This is a genomic window from Rhizobium sp. SG741, assembly GCF_012275435.1.
Classification (GTDB): domain Bacteria; phylum Pseudomonadota; class Alphaproteobacteria; order Rhizobiales; family Rhizobiaceae; genus Rhizobium; species Rhizobium lusitanum.
Genome location: NZ_JAAZQP010000002.1, coordinates 525,778 through 546,168 on the forward strand (window position 1 = coordinate 525,778; position 20,391 = coordinate 546,168).

Consider the following 20,391-nt stretch of genomic DNA (forward strand, 5'->3'; position numbering starts at 1 on the left):
GGGCTAGACGCTGCGGCCGCCGACCCAGGTGGCCGCAATATTCGGCCGCGAGGCGGTGTAAATGATCTTCTGCAGGATGCCTTCTCCGGCATCGCGATCCTCGAACAGCCGCACCGTGCCCTTCTCGTGGGCGGTGTCGATGACGATGGCATCGAACTGATAGCCGGGCGTAAACTGCCCGACCGGCAGATCGAGTGCCGCGCCGCCGCCGGCCGTTGCGATATGAAAGGCATCGCGGAAATCGATCTGCGCCGGTCCGAATGTGGAGCGGCTTTCGGCCGGCACGTTCGGATCGACACCGCTTTGCAGCATCCTCGAGACGAGGATCGCGCCGCGGGCATTCTCCAGCATCGACGCGCTGGGCCCGCCGGAAATATCCGTGCCGAGGCCGACATGCAGGCCCTTTTCCAGCGCTGCCCGCAACGGAAAGACCGCATTGGCAAAATAGGCGTTCGAAAGCGGACAATGCGCAACGGCTGCTTCGCGCGCCTTGATCGTCTCCATATCCCTCGCGGTCAGGAAGTTCGCATGCGCCAATACCGTGCCGCGCCGAAGCAGGCCGAAGCGGTCCAGGCTCTCGGTATCCGTCATGCCGTGCCGGGTAAGCACGTAGCCATGCTCCCAATCGCTCTCCGAACAATGGGTCTGCACATGGCAGCAGCATTCCCGGGCAATCGCGCCGAGCCCTTCGAGCGTTGCATCCGTGCAGGAGGGAATGAAACGCGGCGTTACCACAGGCAGGACGCGGCTTTCGCCATTGTCGGGATGGCCGCGCACATAATCGATGAGTGCGCGAGTGCCTTCCAGCGCCGCATCGCTCGAGGCGTCGCGATAGTAGTCGGGGCATTCCTGCCGATTGTCCATGGCCACCTTGCCGATCAGGGCGCGCTGGCCCCTTTCGAGGCAGATATCGACCAGCGCCCGGGTCGCCTGCTGGTGTATGGTGGCGAAATACAACGCCGTCGTCGTGCCGTTGGCAAGGAGGTCGTCGACCAGCAGGCCATAGACATGGCGTGCGAAGACAAGGTCCTCATAGCGTGCCTCCAGCGGGAACGTGTGTTTCTGCAGCCAGACTTCCAGCGGAACGTCAAGCGCGTCGCCAAGCTGCGGGTATTGCGGCGCATGCACATGCAGGTCGACAAAACCTGGCAGAAGATAGGAGCCGTTCGGCAGCGTCACCAATTCACCGGTGGCTTCGCGCGCGTCGCGGATGGTCCGATAGTTGGGGTCACCGTAACGATGGATCGCTTTGATCGCGCCGGCTGCATCGATCTCGATCAGCACATCATCCAGAATGTCGATCTTGCCGCGCACGGGTGAATGAAAGCCCGATGCGCTCAGGGTCTTGCCACGCAAATCCATCGCTGTTCTCTATTTCAGGCAGCCATCATGGTGGTGCCGTAAGTAATGCCCTTTTCCTTCAGCCAGCGCCGATAGGCAATCGACGTGGCGTCGGCGCGAGTCGGGATTTCCGCCCGCGGCTCCAGCGGTAGCAGCACCGGGCGCTGGTTTTCAAGAATGATGCGGTCCTGCAGGAAGATGAGTTGCTGGAAATGCACCAGTTCCGTCGTCGTCGAGACGTCGTCGATCAGGAACATGACCGGATGGGCGCGGCAACGATCCGGATCCAGGGGCTGCACGAAAAGGCAGATGACGTCCCAACGATTGGCGGCATTCGGGCAGGTCTTGTAGAGCAGCGTCGCAAACGGCGTCATCACCCGATAGATATAATCCGTCATGATGCCTTCGCTGGCCGAAAGTGCCGCCTGCGGCTGGAAGAACTGGCAATTGGTCGCCCAGACCTCGTCGACGTCGCGGCGGATCTCGACATTGTAATGTGTCACTTCGGTGTGCGGCTCGGCGCCGAGAATATCGGTGTGCACGAAGGGGAAATGCGCCAGGTCGAGAAAATTTTCCACGATCCGGAGCCCCGAGGCCCGCACCGCCACCGTGCCGCAATTGACCACGCGGCGATCCGGCTCATCGGCTTCGGGCAAGTCGAACAACCCGCCGGCCGGCGTGCCGAGCGTCGTCCAGACGAGGCCGAAGCGGTGGATCAGCGGCAATGGCTCGGCGCGTCCCTCGGCATTTACGACCAGTGTCCCGTCATTCGATCGCGTCACGGTAAGGTCGGTGCCGAGAAGACGGTTCACCGAGGTTCCGAAGGGAATCTCGTTTTCCGTTTCCAGCGCATACCATTGATCGAGGGCTGCCTTGTCCAAACATTGGCTCATGCGAGGCTCCTTTTTCTTGTCCGTCGATGCACCTTAGCGGACATCGCGATAATAGGGCAGGCCGATGGCGGCCGGGGCGGCCATGATACGGCGCATGCGCTGCCATGCCAGCACCGGCACGATGATGAAGGCCATCGTGCCGAGATAGGGCAACATGGACAGGAAGGCGGGTGCGATCGGCCAGCCGCGCGCCTGGCCGACGAAGCCGAGCGCGGTGATGAGGCCGAAGAGCAAGCCCGACAGAACGGCCGGGATCGGCCGGTAGCCGGCAAAGATCACCAGCGCCACCGCGATCCAGCCGCGACCGGCGACCACCCCGTCGGACCAGGAAGGCACGAAAGCAAGCGTCAGGTAGGCACCCGCGCCGGCGGCAAGGGCTGAGCCGGCCATGACGTAGGCGCAGCGGATGAGGTTGACCGAAATGCCGGCCGCATCCGCCGCCGCCGGATTTTCGCCGACGGCGCGCAGATTGAGGCCGTGGCGGGTGCGGAACATGATGTAGCTCAGCGCTACCGGCAGGATGATATAGATCAGATAGACGAGGATGTTCTGCGAGAAGAAGGCCTTGCCGAGGATCGGGAGATCGCTGAGGAGGGGAATTTCGATACCGGAAAAGGTGGCGCGCACCGGCATGCCGGAATAGGCGCGGCCGATGCTGGAGGCGATGCCGTTGCCCATCAAAGTCAGCGCCAGGCCGCAGAGCACCTGGTTGGCACGCAGGAGAACGGTGGCTGCGGCGAAGATCGCGCCGAAGAATGCGCCGACAAGCAAGGCGGCGAGAAAACCGAGCGTCGGCGAGGGATAGATCGTCGTTGCGGCAACGCCCGTCAGCGCGCCCATTGCCATCAGTCCCTCGACGCCGAGATTGACGACGCCGACCCGTTCGGCCAGCACTTCGCCGAGAGCAGCCAGCGCCAGCACGCCGCCTGCGAGAAAGGCTGTGGTCAGGAGGCCGGTGAGAAGATCCATGGTCTCTTGTCCTTTCAAGCCTTGTCGCGGGCGATGTGATAATGGGCGAGCTCATCGCCGATCGCCGTCAGGAACAGGATGAGCCCGGTGATCGCGAGCACCGCCGACGTCGTCAGCCCCTGGGTTTGCAGGACGATGCCGGAATTCAGGATGAAGGCCATCAACGCCGCTGAAAAGATAACGCCGATGGCGGAGTTGCGCGCCAGCACCGCGACCATGATGCCGAGATAGCCGTAATTGTTGGAAATACCGCCCTGCAGGCGATGCACCGTGCCGGCGATCTCCAGCATGCCGGCAAGCCCCGCTATGGCACCGGACAGAAGCATGACCGTGATCAGGTGGCGCCGCGCCGGTATGCCGGCATAATGGGCCGCAGCCGGGTTGGAGCCGACGAGGCGCACTTCGTAGCCCCAGCGCGAGAAAGCCAGCAGGCCGGCGACGATGATGGCGGCAAGGATGGCGACAGGAAAGCCCCAATGGATGGAGCCCCAAAGCTCCGGTATTTCGGCCGACAATCGCGCGGTTGCCGAATTCGCCGTGCGGTCGCGCCAGGCGCCGGTCGAGACGTAGAATACCAGAAGCACAGCGACGAAATTGAGCAGCAGCGTGGTGATCAGCTCATTGACGCCGGCATAGGCGCGCGCCAGCGTCGGGATAAGGATCCAGACAAGGCCGCCGAGGAGGCCGCCAAGAAACATCAACGGCAGGATCACGACAGGCGAGCCGGGCACGAAGAGGCCGACCACGGCAGCACCGAATGCGCCGGCATAGAATTGTCCCTCGGCACCGATATTCCAGATGCCAATTTGCTGGCCGACGGCGACGGACAGTCCCGTCAGGATGAGAGGGACCAGCAGAACACCGAGATCCTGAAGGCCGAAACTGGAGCCGAGGCTCGAATCGATCACCTCGGAAGCCAGCTCGAGCGGCTTTGCGCCGGTGACCGCCAAAACCAGCCCGGCAAACACGAGCGCCAGCAGGATAGCGACGATGCGGGCGGCAAATGCTTTGGCGGGTGAGGCCGAGGGTAGGCGGTGAAGACGCCAGGACATGCTCATGTCAGGCAACCTCGCGCGCAAGGGCGCGTCCACCCATCAGTAGGCCGATCTGGTCGATGTCGGTCCTGTCGTTGTCGACTATTCCCATGATCCTGCCTTCGTAGAGCACGGCGATGCGGTCGGAGAGATTGAGGAGCTCTTCCAGTTCCTCCGAGATCAGCACGATCCCTGCGCCGGCATCGCGTAGCTCCACGATATAGCGCAGCATCGTGTTGATGGCGCCGACGTCGAGGCCGCGGCTTGGATAGGCAGCGATCAGAACCTTGTTGGCGATACGCATCTCACGTCGGGCGACGAGGCGCTGCTGGTTGCCGCCGGAAAGATTGCGGACCGGCATGTTGAAGTCGGGAATGGTCACTTCCGCCGCCGCCGCAATCTCCTTGGCAAGTGCGGTCGCTCCGCCCGGACGATAGACCGCGCCGGCTGATACCGGCGGCTTCTTGTACTCGCGCATCACGGCGTTGACGGTGATGCTGAGCGCAGGGGCAAGGCCGCTATGCAGCCTGTCTTCCGGTATATGGCCGATGCCATTGTCAGCGAAAACAGCCGCATTGCTGTGCTCGACTGGACGCCCATCGATAAGGATGCGCCCGCTGCCGATCTGGCGCATGCCTGATAGCACCTGGCTCAATTCGCGCTGGCCGTTTCCGGCGACACCGGCAATGCCGAGAATTTCCCCGGCATGAACCGCAAGCGAAACATCATGCAGCGCCTCGGTACCGGCGTCATTCTGTGCAGATACGCTTTCCAGGCTCAGTACGGGTTTCGCAGAGATCGGCGCGGCGCCGGCGGCGCGCTGGCGCATGTCGGCAAGCACGATATCGCGGCCGACCATCAGCTTGGCAAGCATGCGGGCATTGCAATCGGCCGTCCTTTCGGTCGCGACCTTGCGTCCGCCGCGCAGAACGCTGATGCGATCGGAAATCTCCATGACCTCATCGAGCTTGTGGCTGATGAAGATGACGGCGTTGCCATGGGAGACGAATTCGCGCAGTGCCCTGAAGAGTTCGCGGGCTTCTGCCGGCGTCAGCACGGCGGTCGGCTCGTCGAGAATGAGAACACGCGCCTGACGCGCGAGCACTCTCAGGATCTCGACACGCTGCTGCTCACCCGTTGAAAGATCGCTGATGCGCGCGCCGGGGCGGGTTTGAAGATTGAATTTTTCCGCGAGGGATGCCGTGCGCGCTTCCAGCACCTGTGCGGAGGCGCGCCGCGGCGTCTCCGACCAGCCGAGATGAATGTTCTCGGCGACGGTGAAGGCCTGCACCAGCTTGAAATGCTGATGCACCATGCCGATGCCGGCGGCGATCGCCTGAAGGGGCGTCGCAAAATGCTTGGCATAGCCATCGATGATGATCTCGCCGGCGTCGGGCTGATAGATGCCGGTGAGGATGTTCATCAGCGTCGATTTGCCGGCGCCGTTTTCGCCAAGCAGGGCATGGATCTCGCCGGGTAAAACCTCGAGATCGACATTCTCGTTGGCGATGACGCCTGGAAAATACTTGGCGATGCCCTTGAGCTGGACCAGTGGCGGTGTGCCCGCAGGAGCGGAAAAGGGTGTCGCAGTTTCGGTCATCAAATGCATACCAGACAGTCATGGGATAGGCCTCGGCCGCAGATCGACCGAGGCGTAATTCGCAATTGGCTTGTTCAGGCGCTGAGCCCGGTAACGCCCTCGACGGACCAATCCCAATTATAGAGGTCGTTATCGGTCATCGTCTGCCCGGCGGCGATGCGGACCTTGCCGGTCGAATCCTTGATTTCGCCGGCAAAGGGCGACCAGCCGCCGACGATCTTGTCGCGCACTGCATCGGCAGCGGCGGCAACATCGGCCGGAACCTTTTCGCCCCATTTGTCGCGGTCGACGCCGGAACCCATGGCAAAGAGCGTATTGGTCGGAGTCCAGGTGCCGGCTAGCCGCTTGCCGACCTGATCGACATAATACTTGCTGAAATCGATGAGGACGGACGAGACGTAGGAGTTCGGGCCGTAGCGGCGGATGTCGGTGTTCCACATGGCCGCCCAGACGCCGCGTTTTTCGGCGACCTGCAGGTAGCCGGCTTCGTCCATGATGCCGAAGAGGAAATCGCAGCCATTGTCGATCAGCGCCGTGCCGGCTTGCGTTGCCGCCTGCGGATCAAACCAGGAATTGATGGCGATGGTCTGCAGCGTCGCATTCGGATTGACCGAGCGCGCGCCCATCAGAAAGGCGTTGGTCGAGGCAAACACCGAGGCGACCGGGAAGGAGGCGACATAGCCGAGCTTGCCGGATTTCGACAGATGACCGGCGGCAACGCCGATGACGTAGGTCGGATACCAATGGGCCAGATAGTACCAGCCGAGATTATCCATATCGACGCGGCCGTCGCATTCGAGGAAGGCGACGGCGGGCGCCTGCTTGACGACGGCATGCAGGAAGTCGCCGTTTGAGGAGGTATCGAAAATGATGTTGGCGCCTTCGCTGACGAACTGACGATAGGTGCGGGTCGCATCGGCGGAATAGGGGATGTTTTCGACTTCGAGGATCTTTTTCAGCTTCGGATAGGCCGCCTTTACCGCAAGCAGGCCTTGGTGATGCGCCCAGGTCCAGCCTTCGTCCGAAATCGGGCCGACATGACCGAAGCCGACGACCGCATCTTCTTCCTTGATCGCCGGGAAAGAGGCTGCGGCATAGGCCTGGCCGGCAAGGCCTGCAGGCAGCATCAAGGACGCCGCACCAGCGGCGCTCATATTTAAAAATCCGCGACGGGAAAGCGAACGCAAGTCGATCATGGGACCCCTCTTTTGATTAGGTGCGCAACGGCGCCCAGGTGTAATCGACGCAACAATTATGCCAGTTGCCGCGCGGTGATCCGTCCGATGTCTGTTGGTCGATATCGATCCGCTCCGCAAAGCCTCTTGAATTTCAAAAGGCAGCGCGGCTAGAATGCCTAAAACTGAAGCATGTTTATTTTTTATGCAAAGTGGGCATTTTTGATGCGTAATGTGGGCATGGATAGAACGAGCGGACTGTCTGCGGCATGATCGAGGCGGCGCGTTTTGTCTTTCGGGGGCGGATGGTGTGCGACAGTTTCGTCGAGTTTGCCCGGCATCGTGCGCGCCGGCTGGATCTGGACATCGAGGTCGGGGCCTGCGATGCGCGATCCGCGACGGTTGCCGTAAGGGGCCAGAATGATCTTGTCGACGCGTTCGAAATGGCCTGCAGCCTCGGGCCCTACGATTGCATTATTCTCGATATCGAGCGGAGTGGCTTATGAAACTGGAAGCAGGATGGGTGCCGGTGGCGCTTTCGGCGTCGATCGAGGCTGGAACCTCGGCCGGCGCCGTGGTCGATGGCAGCGAGATCGTCGTCTGGCGCGACAATAGCGGCAAGGCGCATGTCTGGGAGGATCGCTGTCCGCATCGCGGTATGCGCATGAGCTTCGGTTTCGTTCGCGGCGATCACATCGCCTGCCTCTATCACGGCTGGCAGTACGATACCGCCGGGCAATGTCGTTATATCCCGGCGCATCCGACCCTTGATGTGCCGCAGACCATCAAGGTGCCGACCTATGCGGCCGAGGAGAAATACGGGATCGTCTGGGCGACGGCCGCGCGGGAGGCTGCGCTGCCTGACATCGACGGCGTAACCGAGGTGACCCCGGTGCGCAGCCTCTATATCGAACGCTGCCCGGACGATGTCGCTACTGCATTGCCCAGGAGCGGCTTCAGCGATCTGGGTGCCAATCTCGGCCTGCTCGAGGTGGGCGATGATCGTCTGCTGGTGGCGCTGCAAGACATCTCGTCGAAAAAGACCGCGCTGCATATCGTCATCGCCGGTGCGCCTGCCGTGCATGCCGGCGCCAAGCAGAAGCACTATGCTGTCTGGGCCGAGAGGCTGCGTTTCGACCTCGAGCAGAATGCGGAGGTCGCCTGATGGCCGGCATCACGCTCTATAATTACGAGATGGACGAGGGAAGCTATCGCGTCCGCCTACTGCTTTCGATACTGAAGCTCACCTATACGACGATCGCCGTCGATATGTTTCCCGGGCACGAAGAGACGAAGCCGGCCATGCTGGCGCTCAATCCCCTGGGAACGATGCCTGTCCTGAGCGACGGCGACCTCGTGCTGCATGGCACTGAGGCTATCCTTGCCTATCTCGCCAAGGCCTACGATCCCTCGCGCCTCTGGCTGCCGGAGGATGCGCCCGCCTTCGGCGCAACTGTGACGTGGCTGCATTTTTCGGCGACAGCACTTGCGGCCGCTGTGGCCGCGCGGCTGAAATCCCTGTTCGATACGCACGGCGATGAAACAGCCCTTTATGCCGGCGCGTGCAAGGCCTTCCGCATCATGGACGACCACATGACGCTGCGCCAGTTCGATGGCTGCGAATGGTTCGTCGGCGACGGCCCGACGCTTGCGGATCTGACGTTGTTTCCATCCTTCGCGCTCAGCCGCGACTATGGTATCGACCACGACGACTATCCGGCCCTGCGCCGTTGGGTGCGGCGTTTCCGTGCCATCGAAGGCTTCCGCACCATGCCGGGCATACCCGATTATCACTGATCTCGAATTGGATATCCGATGACGCTCACACGTTTTTCCGTCAAGCCGCTTTCGACCATGACGCGTACGCTTGCCGATGTTGCCTCGGCGCGTCGCGAGCCGGATCTGGTGATCAAGGGCGCGCGCGTGCTATCGACCTATTCTGAGCGGGTTCTGCCCGGCAAGGAAATCTGGGTTGCGGGCGGCCGTATCGCCGCCGTCAAGCCGGCCGGCAGTTACCGGGGCAGCGGCGCCAAGCTCTATGACGCCAGGGGAGGGATCATCGCGCCCGGCCTGGTCGATCCGCATATCCATATCGAGTCCAGCATGGTGACGGCCTGCGCCTATGCCGAGGCCGCTCTCTTGAACGGGACGACCACCATCTTCTGCGACAGTCATGAAATCGGCAATGTGATGGATGTCGCCGGTGTCGAGGCGATGCTGGAGGATGCACGCCATGCGCCCCTGTCGATCTTCCTGACGGTGCCGAGCACGGTGCCTGCGACCTCGCCGCAGTTGGAGACGGCGGGCGGCGATCTGACACCGCAAAAGATCGCCGATCTCTTCGACAAATGGCCGGAAGCCTTGGCGCTCGGCGAAAAGATGGATTTCGTGCAGGTGGCGATGGGCGACGAGCGCAGCCATGCGATCCTGGCGGCGGCGCTTGAGCGAGGACGGCCGGTCTCGGGTCATGTCTACGGCCGCGAATTCGTCGCCGCCTACGCGGCATCCGGCGTCACCGATACGCATGAAGCGATCGACCGGGAAATCGCCGACGACCTGCTGGAGGCCGGCATTTGGCTGTTCCTGCGCGGCGGTCCGCCGACAACGCCCTGGCACAGCCTGCCGCATGCCATCAAGACCATCACCGAGCTCGGTGCGTCGCATAAGCGCATCGCCGTCTGCACCGACGACCGCGATGCCGAAGACCTTCTGCTCTTCGGTCTCGATTGGGTAACGCGAGAGGCCGTCAAGGCCGGCATGACGCCGGAGCAGGCCTGGGCGATGGGCTCCCTGCACGGCGCGACCCGCTTCGGCATGGAAAGCGAAATCGGCGGTCTCGGCGGCGGCCGCCGCGCCGATCTGGTGCTGTTGACCGATGACCTGAAGCCGGTCAGCACCTGGTATGGCGGCGAACTGGTGGTCGAAGACCGCAAGATCACCCCGGTCCTTGATGCGGCGCTGTCCAATCCCTACCGCTATCCGGAAGCGGCCTATCACACGGTGAAGTTGCCGAAAGCGTTGAAGCTGACGCCGGAGCTGCCGACCGAGCCGGTGATTGCGCACACGATCAAGACCGAGTTGCCGGGCATCACGCTCGGGCATGTCACGGTCGAGCTCGAGCCGGCAAACGACTGGCAGACGCATTTCGACCGTCACGGGCTCTGCTTCGTGACGGTGGTCGAGCGTCACGGCAAGTCCTCGGGCAATGTGGCCCATGGTCTCCTGAACAGCTTTGGCCTGAAGAAGGGGGCGGTTGCCTCCTCCGTCGGCCATGACAGCCACAACATCATCATCGCCGGCACCAACGAGGCGGATATGAAGGTCGCTCTCGATGCGATCGAGGCCGTGCAGGGCGGCGTCTGCGTCGTCATGGACGGCGAGGTAACGGCGATGGTGCCGCTGCCGATCGCTGGGCTGCTCTCCGACAAGCGCGTGCATGAGGTTGCGGAAGAGGTGAAGGCGTTGAAGGTCGAATGGGAGAAGGCCGGCTGCACCATCGCCTATATGGGCTTCAACCTGATCCCGCTCTCCGTCATTCCGGAAATCCGCATCACCGACAAAGGCCTCGTTCTTGTGCCGGAAATGGTGATCGAGCCGTTGTTCGAGCAGGTGTGACGTTCGTTTAGATGTTGCCATCAAGCCATCAGGTGCCATCTTGATGGCTAGATGTGAGGGGCTTATATTGGTGGGATAGGAGACCAATATGGCTGAACCTCAACTATCTGTTCGTAGCGCCAAGGCACGCGACCTCGCTCATCGGCTTGCCCGGCGCGAAAACCGCACCATTGCCGATATCGTCGAACGCGCTCTGGAATCCTACGAAATTCGCGAGGCCGGCCGTGAACCCGCATCGTCTTTTTATGCTCGTATGGCTATGAGCGATGGCGAGGATATCGATCTGGAGGCCGTCATCCGCGAAGGACGGCAAGCTAATCACGGAATAGATCTGTGATATTTCTCGACACCAATGTCGTCTCGGAAACGTTCCGAAAGCTGCCCGATGCGGCTGTGATCTCGTGGCTTGGTCGGTATGATGCGGAGGTTGCGCTCTCAACCGCGGTTATCGGCGAAATCGCCTTCGGTATTCAGAAGATCTTACCGGATCAACGTGCGGCACGGCTGGAGCAACGATTGTCCGAATGGCGCCGCCGGTTTGCCGATCGGCTTTTCGGCCTCACCGAAGAGGCTGCGTTGGCTTATGGAGAGATCATGGGAGTCGCGAAACGACAAGGGCGGCCGATGTCGATGGCGGATGGCATGATCGCTGCCATAGCGCGCGTAAATGGCGGACGCCTGGCGACTCGCAATTTATCTGATTTTGAGACTGCAGGCCTTGAACTGATATCGCCGTGGGAATTCTAGTATCGCGCCAAGTTCAATAACCCCTCGCGATCATCCCAGCTGCCTTCGAGCCAATCGCCATTGCAGGTGCATTGGTATTGCCCGAGGGGATAAAAGGAATGATCGAGCAATCGATGACCCTGAGACCTTCGATGCCGCGCACGCGCAGCGTTCCGTCGACCACTGACATCGGATCGCTCTCCGGCCCCATGCGCAGGCTGCCGGAGGGATGGTAGTTGGTCTTGACCGTCTGGCCGGCGAATTTGGCCAGCGACTCTTCGTCCTGTAGCGCCCGTCCGGGCAGGATCTCATCTGATATCTTCGATTTGAACGGTTCGGTTTCCAATAGCTGACGGGCGACCTTCAGCGAGGCGAGCGTCAGCCGCAGATCGTCGGGATCGCCGAAGAAATTGCAGTCGACCAAGGGTTGATCCGCCGGATCGGCCGAGCGCAGCCTGACGCTGCCGCGCGCTTTCGGCCGCAGCAGACACGAGGTGAAGGTGACGCCGTAGGTCGGCTTTGCCGAGGAGACATCGCGGTCGAGATAGACGATCGGCGCGCAATAGAGCTGGATCGTCGGCCGTTCGCCGCCATCGGGGTCGTAGAACAGGCAGGATTCGATGCCTGTCGTCGTCACCGGGCCGGAGTTGAACAGGAGATACTGCAGGCCGTTGCGCAACATCGGCCAGCCCTTGTCCTCGCCGAAATAACCGGATTTGCCCTTGGTGGTGGCAATGACCGGGACCTCGTGATGATCCTGCAGATTGGCGCCGACGCCCGGAAGATCACGCACGACGTCGATACCATGGTTGCTGAGGTGATCGGCCGGTCCGATGCCGGAGAGCATCATCAGCTTGGCGCTGTTATAGGTGCCGGCTGCGACGAGAACTTCGCGGGCGGCCCTGACCGTGTGCGTTTGACCATTCTGCGTGTAACTGACGCCGGTCGCGCGGCCGCTTTCGATGACGATGCGATCGACGCGGGCGTCGGTGACGATATCCAGCCGCTCATCGCCGGCAAGCGGATCGAGGAAGGCCTTCTTGGCATCGGAACGTTCCGTCTTGCCGCCCCATAATCCATAGGTGTGCTGCATGATGCCGACGCCGTTTTGCCTGGCGCCGTTGAAATCCGGATTGTAGGGATGGCCGAGGCCCTGGGCTGCGAGCAGGAAATCCTGGGTCGTATCGCACGTATAGCCGGGTTCAGAGACGCGCAGGTTGCCTGCAATACCGTGATAGTCGTCGTTGAAGCGGGTATTGCCCTCGATGCCTTTGAAATGCGGCAGCATGTCCGCATAGGACCATTCCGTACCGTCACCGAGATGGGCGGCCCAGTGGTCGTAGTCTTCCTTTTGGCCGCGCATGTAGACCATGGCGTTGACGGCACTGCCGCCGCCGAGCGCCTTCGCAACGGGAACGATCGGGCCGCGTCCGCCAAGCTGCGGCTGGGCGATCGTATGATGCATTTCGAGGAAATCGTCGCGGGCGAGATATTTCATGTAGCCGGCGGGAAAGGCCATCAGCTTGGCAGTGTTGCGCGGGCCGCGTTCGATGATGAGCACGGAGAAGCCGAAATCGCGTACAAGCCGCATGGCTGCGACGCAGGCAGCCGAACCGCCGCCGGCAATGATGAAATCATATGTCTTCGCCATAAGACCCTTCCGGCTTGATATCGCGCATCGTCCTGGACAGGACAGGCGCACGGCATGAAATCTCCATCAGCAACTTTCCTCAAATCATCCTTGTTCGTCAAATGATTAGCGTGCCGATGCGATGGAAATATGCGGCTTAGCGAAGTCGCCCGCCCTGCTTGTCGAAATAGCGCCGCCGCTCGGGTGGGCAGCGCAGATAGAGCGTATCGCCGCGCTCGATATCAGGCCCTTCACGATATTCGGCGATCAGTGATTGGCCATCTTCCGTCTGGCAATAGAGATAGCGGGTGCCGCCCAGATATTCGGTGACGTCGACCGTGACCCGTACGGCATCCTCCCGATCGGATGCCACGATCAAATGTTCCGGGCGCATGCCGAGCAGCAGGCTTTCGCCGGGCGCCGGCCTGTGCTGTGCGAGATCGACCTTGATGTTGCCGTTGCCGACCTTCGCCATCCCTTCGCCAGACCATATGGCTTCGATCATGTTCATGCGTGGCGAACCGATGAAGCCGGCGACGAAGCTGTTGGCGGGATCCTCATAGATCTCGCGCGGACTGCCCACCTGTTCGATCCGGCCGTCCTTCAAGACGACGATCTTGTCGGCGAGCGTCATGGCCTCGGTCTGATCGTGGGTAACATAGATCATCGTATTGCCGAGCTCGCGGTGCAGCCGGGCAATCTCGATGCGCATGGATACCCGCAGTTCGGCATCGAGATTGGACAGCGGTTCATCGAACAGGAAGACCTCCGGCTTGCGCACGATCGCCCGGCCAATGGCGACGCGCTGGCGCTGGCCGCCCGAGAGCTGGCCCGGACGTCGATCGAGCAGATGATCGATCTTGAGGATCGCGGCGGCGGAGCCCACCCGCTGTTCGCTCTCGGCCGCATCGGCCCGGGCCATTTTCAGCCCGAAACCGAGATTGTCGCGCACGCTCATATGCGGATAGAGCGCGTAGGACTGGAAAACCATGGCGATGCCGCGCTCGGAGGGATCGAGATCGGTGACATCGCGACCCTTGATGGCGATCTCGCCGTCGGTGACTTCCTCCAGCCCGGCAATCATCCGCAGCAGGGTGGACTTGCCGCAGCCGGACGGTCCGACGAAGACCACGAAGGCGCCCTCCGGCACATCGAGATCGATGCCGTGAATGACCGCCAGCCCGCCGAAGCTCTTGCGGACGCCGGTGAGCCTCATGCCGTTCTTTGTCATGTCAGGCCCCATGGCTCTGACCGGCGCGGATCCAGACCAGCATTTCGCCCGGCTCACGATTGTCCCAGAGATGATAGGGAACGAAGCGCGCAGTGGCGGCGCGGCTCTTCGGCGGTGTCGTCCGATAAAGATCCGATCCCCAGTCAGCCTCATCACGCGTGACCGGAATATCGAGCGCAACGGCGCCTTCGAGGGCGGCGATTTCCGCCGTCTTTGCGGATGCCGGATCGCCGGCGAGCGAAATGCCGTTGAGATCGTGACCGTTATCCGTGGTCTCGACGCAATAGACGAGCGGGCCGCGCATCAGGGCAGCGCGCCCGGCATCCTGGCGAACCCTCGGATTGGCGAACAGGGTACGCGGGATCAGCGGAATGTTGAGGTCGACCTTGTCGCCCGCCTGCCATTCGCGTTCGATACGGGCATAGCCGTCGATGGTAACGGCCGGGAGATCGACGGACTTGCCGTTGACGGCAAGCGTTGCGCCTTCGGCCCACTCCGGTATGCGTAGCGACAGTGCGAAATCTGCGTTGCGATCGGGGTTGACCTCGAAATGGATGGCCCCATCCCAAGGATAGCGCGTCGTCTGGACAAGCGTCGCTGTCACGCCGCTCGCCAGCGGCACGCGGGCCTTGCTCTCGCCATAGAGATGCACTGCGATCTCGTTGTCTGCGGCGGCATACATGTAGGAGCCGACCGAAGCGAGCAGGCGGGCGATGTTGGGCGGGCAGCAGGGGCAATGATGCCAGGTCCAGCGATGATGCTTGCCGGCGCTCTCCAGCGGGTTTTCATAGAAGAAGGTCTTGCCGTCGAGCGACAATCCGGCCATCGCGCCGTTATAGAGCGCCTGCTCCATGATGTCTGCATAGCGGCGGTTCGGGCCGCGCCCGAGCATGCGGTTGGCCCAGAAGACGAGGCCGACAGAGGCGCAGGTCTCGGCATAGGCGCTCTCGTTCGGCAGGTCGTAATAGTCGGTAAAGCCTTCGTTGGAGGCGGCAGGCCCGATGCCGCCGGTCACATACATCTGCTTGGTCGTCAGATCGTCCCACAGCGTTTCCAGCGCCGAGGTCAGCGTGTCGTCGTTATACTCCGTGGCGATATCGGCCATGCCGGAATAGAGATACATGGCGCGCACGGCATGCCCCACAACCTTGGTCTGGTTGCGAACCGGCTGATGGGCCTGATTGTACTCATAGGTCTTCTGCACGAATTTCTTGGGGTCGCGCCCGTCACGCAGCGCTTCCTCGGTGAAGAAATGCGGTTCCTGACCGCGCTCGTCGATGAAGTATTTGGCAAGATCGAGATACTTCTTCTCAGCCGTAACGCGGGCGAGCTTGACGAGCGCGAGCTCCACCTCCTCATGGCCGCAATAACCGCGCAGCTGCCCTTCGCCGTGGCCGAAGACCGTGAGCATGTAGTCGGCAAAGCGGCTCATGATGTCGAGCAGCTTGCGCTTGCCCGTCGCCTGATAATAGGCGACGGCCGCTTCGATCAGATGGCCGGCGCAATAGAGCTCGTGATGATCGCGCAGATTGGTCCAGCGGCGACCGGGCTGGACGCGCTGGAACCAGGCATTCAGATAGCCGTCCTCGTCCTGCATCTTGCCATACATGTCGATGATGGCGTCCGCGCGCCCCTCCAGTTCCGGATTGGGCCGGCGGTAGAGCGAATAGGCGATGGTCTCGATCGATTTGCCGAGATCGCTGTCCCAGAACATCTGCGTCGAGCCCGACCATGTCTGTAAGGGAATGATGATGCCCGGGCTCGGCTGGTCGACATCGATAGCGCGGATCATGCCGGCCTCGACGCAGCGGTCGAGCAGGGTGGCTGCGGTCGAATTGCAGATTGCATCCTGGCGTTCACCGAACAGACCGGCGAGCTCGACATTCGGAACGGGCAGGGGGCGGAACTGGCGGCTTTGCTTGTCTGACATGACTTTCATCCGTTTGTTTGAAGGGATCATTTCACCGCGCCGGCCATCAGGCCGCGCATGTAGTAGCGTTGCAGAAGCAGGAAGACGATGACGCAGGGGATCGTCATGACAGCGATACCGGCCTGGACCGCCCCCCAATTGACGGCGCCGAGGCGCCCGGTCCTGACGGCGATCATCAGCACCGGCAGGGTGAATTTCTCGTTGCTGGAGAGAAGGATCAGCGCTGCCAGGAACTCGTTCCAGGCGTTCAGGAAGGCGAAGATCGCAACCGTTGCCACGCCCGGCAGCACCAGCGGAAACAGCACGCGGAAGAGAAGCCTGAGGTCACGCGCGCCGTCGATGCGGGCTGCCTCTTCGATTTCCTTAGGCACCGCGTCAAAGGCGTTGCGCATCATGAAGACCGAGAAGGGCAGTTGCAGCGTCACGTAGACCAGCGTCAGCCCGATCAGCGAATTGTTGAGGCCGAGCTTCGCGAGGATGATAAAAAGCGGCGTCAGGATCGACTGAAAGGGGATCATCAGCGTTGCGATGACCAATATGAACAGCGCACCCTTGAAGGGGAATTGATAGCGCGAGAAGCCGTAGCCGGCGAGCAGGCTGACGATGACGGTCAGCAGCACCGTGCCGAGCGAGACGAAGAGCGAATTCAGCGTGTGCTGCACGATGCCGGCGCCGAAGCCATCGAGCGAGCGATAGGCATCGAAGCTGAAGCTCGTCGTCGGCCAGGGCGGCAGCGGCGGAAGGCTCGCCTCGCTACCGTGCCGGAACGAAGACAGGAGCGCGATCGCAAAGGGTGCGAAGAAGAAGATGACGATGATGACGCCGATGCCGTGATAGCCGACACCGCCCCAAAGCTTGCGCCTTGCGCGGCGCTCCTTTGCGCTGATCATGGCCGATCCTCCCCGACGCGCAGCAGCCAGAGCTGGACGATGCTGATCAGCACGAGAATGACGAGCAGTGCGATGGAGAGTGCGGCGCCATAGCCGAGATTGAAGGACACGAAGGACTGGTTGAAGATGTAGTAAACAACGGAAATCATTCGGTTTTGCGGCCCGCCGCTGGTCATGATGTAGAACTGGTCGAAGGCGAGCACCGAGCCGGTGATGGAAATGATCAGCGCGAGCGCGATGGTGCGGCGCATCAGCGGCAGGGTCAGATGCCGGAAGCGCTGCCAGCGTTTTGCGCCATCGATGCGGGCGGCTTCGGTGAGTTCGGAGGGGATTGCCTGCAGGCCGGTGAGAAGGATGATCATGGTGAAACCGGCGATTTTCCAAACGACCATGACGATGATCGTGGCGAAGGCCATGTCGAAGTCGGCCAGCAGGTTCGGCCTCTTGTCGGCTAGACCGAGCGCCAGCGCCACCGGCGCGAAAAAGCCGCTGTCGACATTGGCGAGCCAGACCCAGAGCAGCGAGGCCGTCGCAAGCCCGACAACGACGGGAAGGAAGATGATGGTGCGGTAGAAGCCGACGAAAGGCCGCTGCTTCTCCACATAGAGCGCCAGCGGAAAGGCTATGGCGAAAATCGCGATGGTGACGATGACGGTGTAATAGGCGGTAAAGCGTAGCGCCGCCATGAAACGTATGTCGGAGACCATGCGCGTATAGTTGCCGAAGCCGATCCAGCGGGGATTGCCGAGCAGCGGCCAGTTATGCAGGCTCATCCAGACGGTGAAGATGACGGGCAGAATGAAGAAGACGATGACGAGCGCCATGGCCGGCGCGATGTAGAGAAATCCGTGCCAGCCGGCACGCCTTCGCCGCTTGCGAAGCCGCGCGGTTGCTGTAGCTCCAGGACCAGCCATGGAATGCTCCCGATGTTGCGATGGAAGGACCGGGAAGCCTCAAGGCTTCCAGGTGTTCACGCGTTTATGTTACTGGGCGTTGTCGATGATCGACTGCATCTCCGATTGGGCGCTGGAAAAGGCGCCGTCGACGTCGCTTCCGAAGATGGCGGCATTGGTGAAGCCAGCCCAGGGTCCGTTGGCGCTGTTGATCAGATCGTTGAACTGCAGCGTATAGGGCGTCTTGGCGACCGATATGGCCTTTAGGCCCACCTGCATGCGCGGATCGAGGCCTTGCAGCACCTGATCGGCGATATCGCCACGCGTCGGCAGGCTGCCGTACTTCGCCATGATCTTCTGTCCCTCGAGCGAATAGGTGTATTCGAGGAATTTTTTCACCGCATCGAGCTTCTTGGTACCCTTGGAGATGACGAAATTGTCGCCGCCGGCAAAGGAAGACGGCTTGCCGTCGACGCCGGGGATCAGCGTCACGCCGAAATGGATATCGGGATATTGCGTGATCAGCGTGCCGATCGAAAAGGCGCCGATGCTTTGCTGGCCGATCCTGCCGTTGCTGATGCTGAGGAAATTGGCGCCGTTGTCGCTGGCGGCTCCCGCCGGCACCAGATCCTTCTTGACCATGTCGCGGTAGATGCCGACCGCCTTGCGCATTTGCGGCGTGTCAAGCGTGGCGGTCTTGCCGTCTGCCGAAAGAATGTCGGCGCCCGCACCCCAGACGAGGGGGGTGAAAGTGAAGATCATGCAGCCGCCACAACCGCCGCCGGAGAAATAGAAGCCGTAGGTATCGCCACCGAGCGCGCGGATCTTTTCGGCATTCTGCTCGATCTCCTCCCAGGTGGCCGGCGCCTTTTCCGGGTCGAGGCCGGCCTTCTTGTAGAGATCCTTGTTCCAGGCGAAGACCGAGGTCTCGACCGACAGCGGCAGGCCGTAGACATGGCCGTCATAGGTGCCGAGCTTCACATGTGAGGGCGAGAGCGAGTTGAAGTAGGGCAGGCTCTTGGCCCAATCGGTCAGGTCCGCGAGCTGGCCGGCGGCGGCAAAGGCCGGCGTGTAGATAAGGTCCATCGACAACGCGTCAGGGGCCTGGCCGCCGGCGATGGCGGTTGCGTATTTCTGCACGAGTTCCGAGAACGGCACTTCCGTCAGCGCGACCTTGTCATCATGGCCGGCATTATAGGCTTCGACGACCTTCTTGAAGGAATCGCCGATGCCGCTGCGCACCCACATGGAGATGTTTTCGGCGGACGCGGCGGATGCAAGGCATAGGGATATGAGGCCGGTTGCGGCCAGAAAGCGCTTCATCATGTTTCTCCTCCCATGGGGCAACTCCCGTGCGCCCCTTTTTCCTCAATTAAAGATCGGGGTCTCCCCCGCACGACTGCCGCACGACGAGTTCGCAGGGCAATGTTCTGATCCCCGGTTCGACGGTGCGTCCCTCCGCAAGCGCCAGAACCGTCAGTCCGGCTTCTCTGCCGAGCGCCTTGAGATTCATGTCGACCGTCGTCAGCGGCGGCCGCGTTTGCGCCGCGACGATCTCCCAATTGTCGAAACCGACCACCGAGACATCCTCCGGCACCCGCACGCTGCGCTCGCGCAGCGCATCCACGACCGCGCGGGCGATCTGGTCGTTGCCGCAAAAAATACCATCCGGCTTTGCGCCGGCCGTGCTCCACAGTTGCCCCACTGCCTCATGTCCCCACGCCTCCGACCAGGAGCCGTACATGACCGGCAGCGTGTCGCCGGCAAGCTCGCGATAGGCCCGGGCACGCTCGCGCACCGAGACGAAGCTCTCCGGGCCGGTCACATGGGCGATCCGGTGGCGGCCAAGACCCTTCAGCCACTCGACGGCAAGGGCCGCGCCCTGAAAGTCATCGGCGCAGAAGGTGACGCTATCGGGCGCACCCTCGGTAAAGGCATAGACGACGGGCACGGGCAGGTCGGAAAGATCCACCGGCAGGCGGCGGTCGATGCGCTTTCCCGAGGCGATGATGCCGTCGACGTGCTTGTCCAGCATGGCGTCCACATGAACCTTTCCGAGCGCCGGATCGTCCTCGATCGTGCAGAGGAAGACCGAAACCCCGTGATCGACGAGCGCTTCCGTGATGCCGGCCATAACAGGCAGTGTGAAGCGGCCATATGTATCGTTGGTCAGAAGACCGATCGTGAAGGTGCGATTGCTGAGCAGTCCCTTTGCCAATGCGTTCGGGCGAAAGCCGATCTCGGCGGCGAAGCGTTTGACCCGCTCGCGAGTGTCGTCACCCATGCGACCGGTATTGTTCAGGGCTTTCGATGCCGTGGAAATGCTCACGCCCGCAGCCGCCGCAACATCGTGAATCGTTGCCCGGCCGCTTCTCGCACGCTGGTTTTCCAGATGTTTTCTCCCATTCGATTTTTCATGAGAAAAGCTTTTCTCATTATGAGAGTCAAGATGAGAAAAGCTTTT

General features: G+C 61.8%; 19 protein-coding genes. 6 read left to right on the forward strand and 13 right to left on the reverse strand.

Features of this window, described 5'->3' with window-relative positions; all coding sequences use genetic code 11:
* Nucleotides 1-3 precede the first annotated feature (3 nt).
* The 6 genes from guaD to FHT29_RS07835 form a co-directional block, all read right to left on the reverse strand.
* Nucleotides 4-1,362 (reverse strand): guanine deaminase, encoded by a 1,359-nt coding sequence (gene guaD / locus FHT29_RS07810; protein WP_168599517.1) that lies wholly within the window; start codon nt 1,360-1,362, stop codon nt 4-6.
* A gap of 14 nt (nt 1,363-1,376) precedes the next feature.
* Nucleotides 1,377-2,234 carry an aromatic ring-hydroxylating dioxygenase subunit alpha gene (locus tag FHT29_RS07815; RefSeq protein WP_168599518.1) on the reverse strand — a complete coding sequence of 286 codons (858 nt, stop codon included), beginning with the start codon at nt 2,232-2,234 and terminating at the stop codon, nt 1,377-1,379.
* A gap of 33 nt (nt 2,235-2,267) precedes the next feature.
* Entirely contained in the window at nt 2,268-3,203 is a 936-nt protein-coding gene (locus tag FHT29_RS07820) for an ABC transporter permease (protein ID WP_047638488.1), read from the reverse strand.
* Between the two features lie 14 nt (nt 3,204-3,217).
* Nucleotides 3,218-4,261: an ABC transporter permease gene (locus FHT29_RS07825; protein ID WP_210255397.1), complete on the reverse strand. Its 1,044-nt coding sequence runs from the start codon at nt 4,259-4,261 to the stop codon at nt 3,218-3,220.
* Between the two features lies 1 nt (nt 4,262).
* Complete coding sequence (locus FHT29_RS07830) at nt 4,263-5,837, reverse strand: ABC transporter ATP-binding protein (protein ID WP_168599519.1); 1,575 nt, start codon at nt 5,835-5,837, stop codon at nt 4,263-4,265.
* Nucleotides 5,838-5,911: 74 nt separating this feature from the next.
* Nucleotides 5,912-7,033, reverse strand: a complete 1,122-nt coding sequence (locus FHT29_RS07835) for a BMP family ABC transporter substrate-binding protein (protein WP_047554750.1) — start codon at nt 7,031-7,033, stop codon at nt 5,912-5,914.
* Between the two features lie 248 nt (nt 7,034-7,281).
* Between FHT29_RS07835 and FHT29_RS07840 the strand changes: the two genes are divergently transcribed.
* The 6 genes from FHT29_RS07840 to FHT29_RS07865 all read left to right on the forward strand — a co-directional run bounded on the left by FHT29_RS07840 (nt 7,282) and on the right by FHT29_RS07865 (nt 11,374).
* A complete protein-coding gene (locus FHT29_RS07840; RefSeq protein ID WP_246703006.1) occupies nt 7,282-7,518 on the forward strand; it encodes a hypothetical protein in 237 nt (78 codons plus the stop codon).
* Entirely contained in the window at nt 7,515-8,177 is a 663-nt protein-coding gene (locus FHT29_RS07845; RefSeq protein ID WP_168599520.1) for a Rieske 2Fe-2S domain-containing protein, read from the forward strand. Before FHT29_RS07840 ends, FHT29_RS07845 begins: the two co-directional genes overlap by 4 nt.
* A complete protein-coding gene (locus tag FHT29_RS07850) occupies nt 8,177-8,809 on the forward strand; it encodes a glutathione S-transferase family protein (RefSeq protein WP_168599521.1) in 633 nt (210 codons plus the stop codon). Before FHT29_RS07845 ends, FHT29_RS07850 begins: the two co-directional genes overlap by 1 nt.
* Before the next feature lie 18 nt (nt 8,810-8,827).
* Nucleotides 8,828-10,627 (forward strand): adenine deaminase C-terminal domain-containing protein, encoded by a 1,800-nt coding sequence (locus FHT29_RS07855; RefSeq protein WP_168599522.1) that lies wholly within the window; start codon nt 8,828-8,830, stop codon nt 10,625-10,627.
* Nucleotides 10,628-10,715: 88 nt separating this feature from the next.
* Entirely contained in the window at nt 10,716-10,964 is a 249-nt protein-coding gene (locus FHT29_RS07860) for a hypothetical protein (protein ID WP_037192288.1), read from the forward strand.
* The gene (locus FHT29_RS07865; protein WP_047554759.1) at nt 10,961-11,374 is read left to right on the forward strand and encodes a type II toxin-antitoxin system VapC family toxin; all 414 of its coding nucleotides are present in this window, start codon (nt 10,961-10,963) and stop codon (nt 11,372-11,374) included. The genes FHT29_RS07860 and FHT29_RS07865 overlap by 4 nt, the downstream gene beginning before the upstream one ends.
* A 13-nt stretch (nt 11,375-11,387) precedes the next feature.
* Here the strand turns inward: FHT29_RS07865 and FHT29_RS07870 are convergent, their stop codons facing one another.
* The 7 genes from FHT29_RS07870 to FHT29_RS07900 form a co-directional block, all read right to left on the reverse strand.
* On the reverse strand, nt 11,388-13,004 hold the full coding sequence (locus FHT29_RS07870) for a GMC family oxidoreductase N-terminal domain-containing protein (RefSeq protein WP_047554761.1): 1,617 nt from the start codon (nt 13,002-13,004) through the stop codon (nt 11,388-11,390).
* Nucleotides 13,005-13,140: 136 nt separating this feature from the next.
* Nucleotides 13,141-14,214, reverse strand: coding sequence for a sn-glycerol-3-phosphate ABC transporter ATP-binding protein UgpC (gene ugpC, locus FHT29_RS07875; RefSeq protein ID WP_168599523.1), 1,074 nt, complete (start codon nt 14,212-14,214; stop codon nt 13,141-13,143).
* A 1-nt stretch (nt 14,215) separates the two neighbouring features.
* Complete coding sequence (locus FHT29_RS07880) at nt 14,216-16,144, reverse strand: glycoside hydrolase family 127 protein (RefSeq protein ID WP_168599524.1); 1,929 nt, start codon at nt 16,142-16,144, stop codon at nt 14,216-14,218.
* 26 nt (nt 16,145-16,170) lie between these two features.
* Nucleotides 16,171-17,034, reverse strand: coding sequence for a carbohydrate ABC transporter permease (locus tag FHT29_RS07885; protein ID WP_168599525.1), 864 nt, complete (start codon nt 17,032-17,034; stop codon nt 16,171-16,173).
* A complete protein-coding gene (locus FHT29_RS07890; protein WP_037192280.1) occupies nt 17,031-17,948 on the reverse strand; it encodes a sugar ABC transporter permease in 918 nt (305 codons plus the stop codon). Before FHT29_RS07890 ends, FHT29_RS07885 begins: the two co-directional genes overlap by 4 nt.
* Before the next feature lie 69 nt (nt 17,949-18,017).
* On the reverse strand, nt 18,018-19,253 hold the full coding sequence (locus tag FHT29_RS07895; protein WP_047554765.1) for a sugar ABC transporter substrate-binding protein: 1,236 nt from the start codon (nt 19,251-19,253) through the stop codon (nt 18,018-18,020).
* A 46-nt stretch (nt 19,254-19,299) separates the two neighbouring features.
* Nucleotides 19,300-20,256, reverse strand: a complete 957-nt coding sequence (locus FHT29_RS07900; protein WP_348644857.1) for a LacI family DNA-binding transcriptional regulator — start codon at nt 20,254-20,256, stop codon at nt 19,300-19,302.
* Between the last annotated feature and the right edge of the window lie 135 nt (nt 20,257-20,391).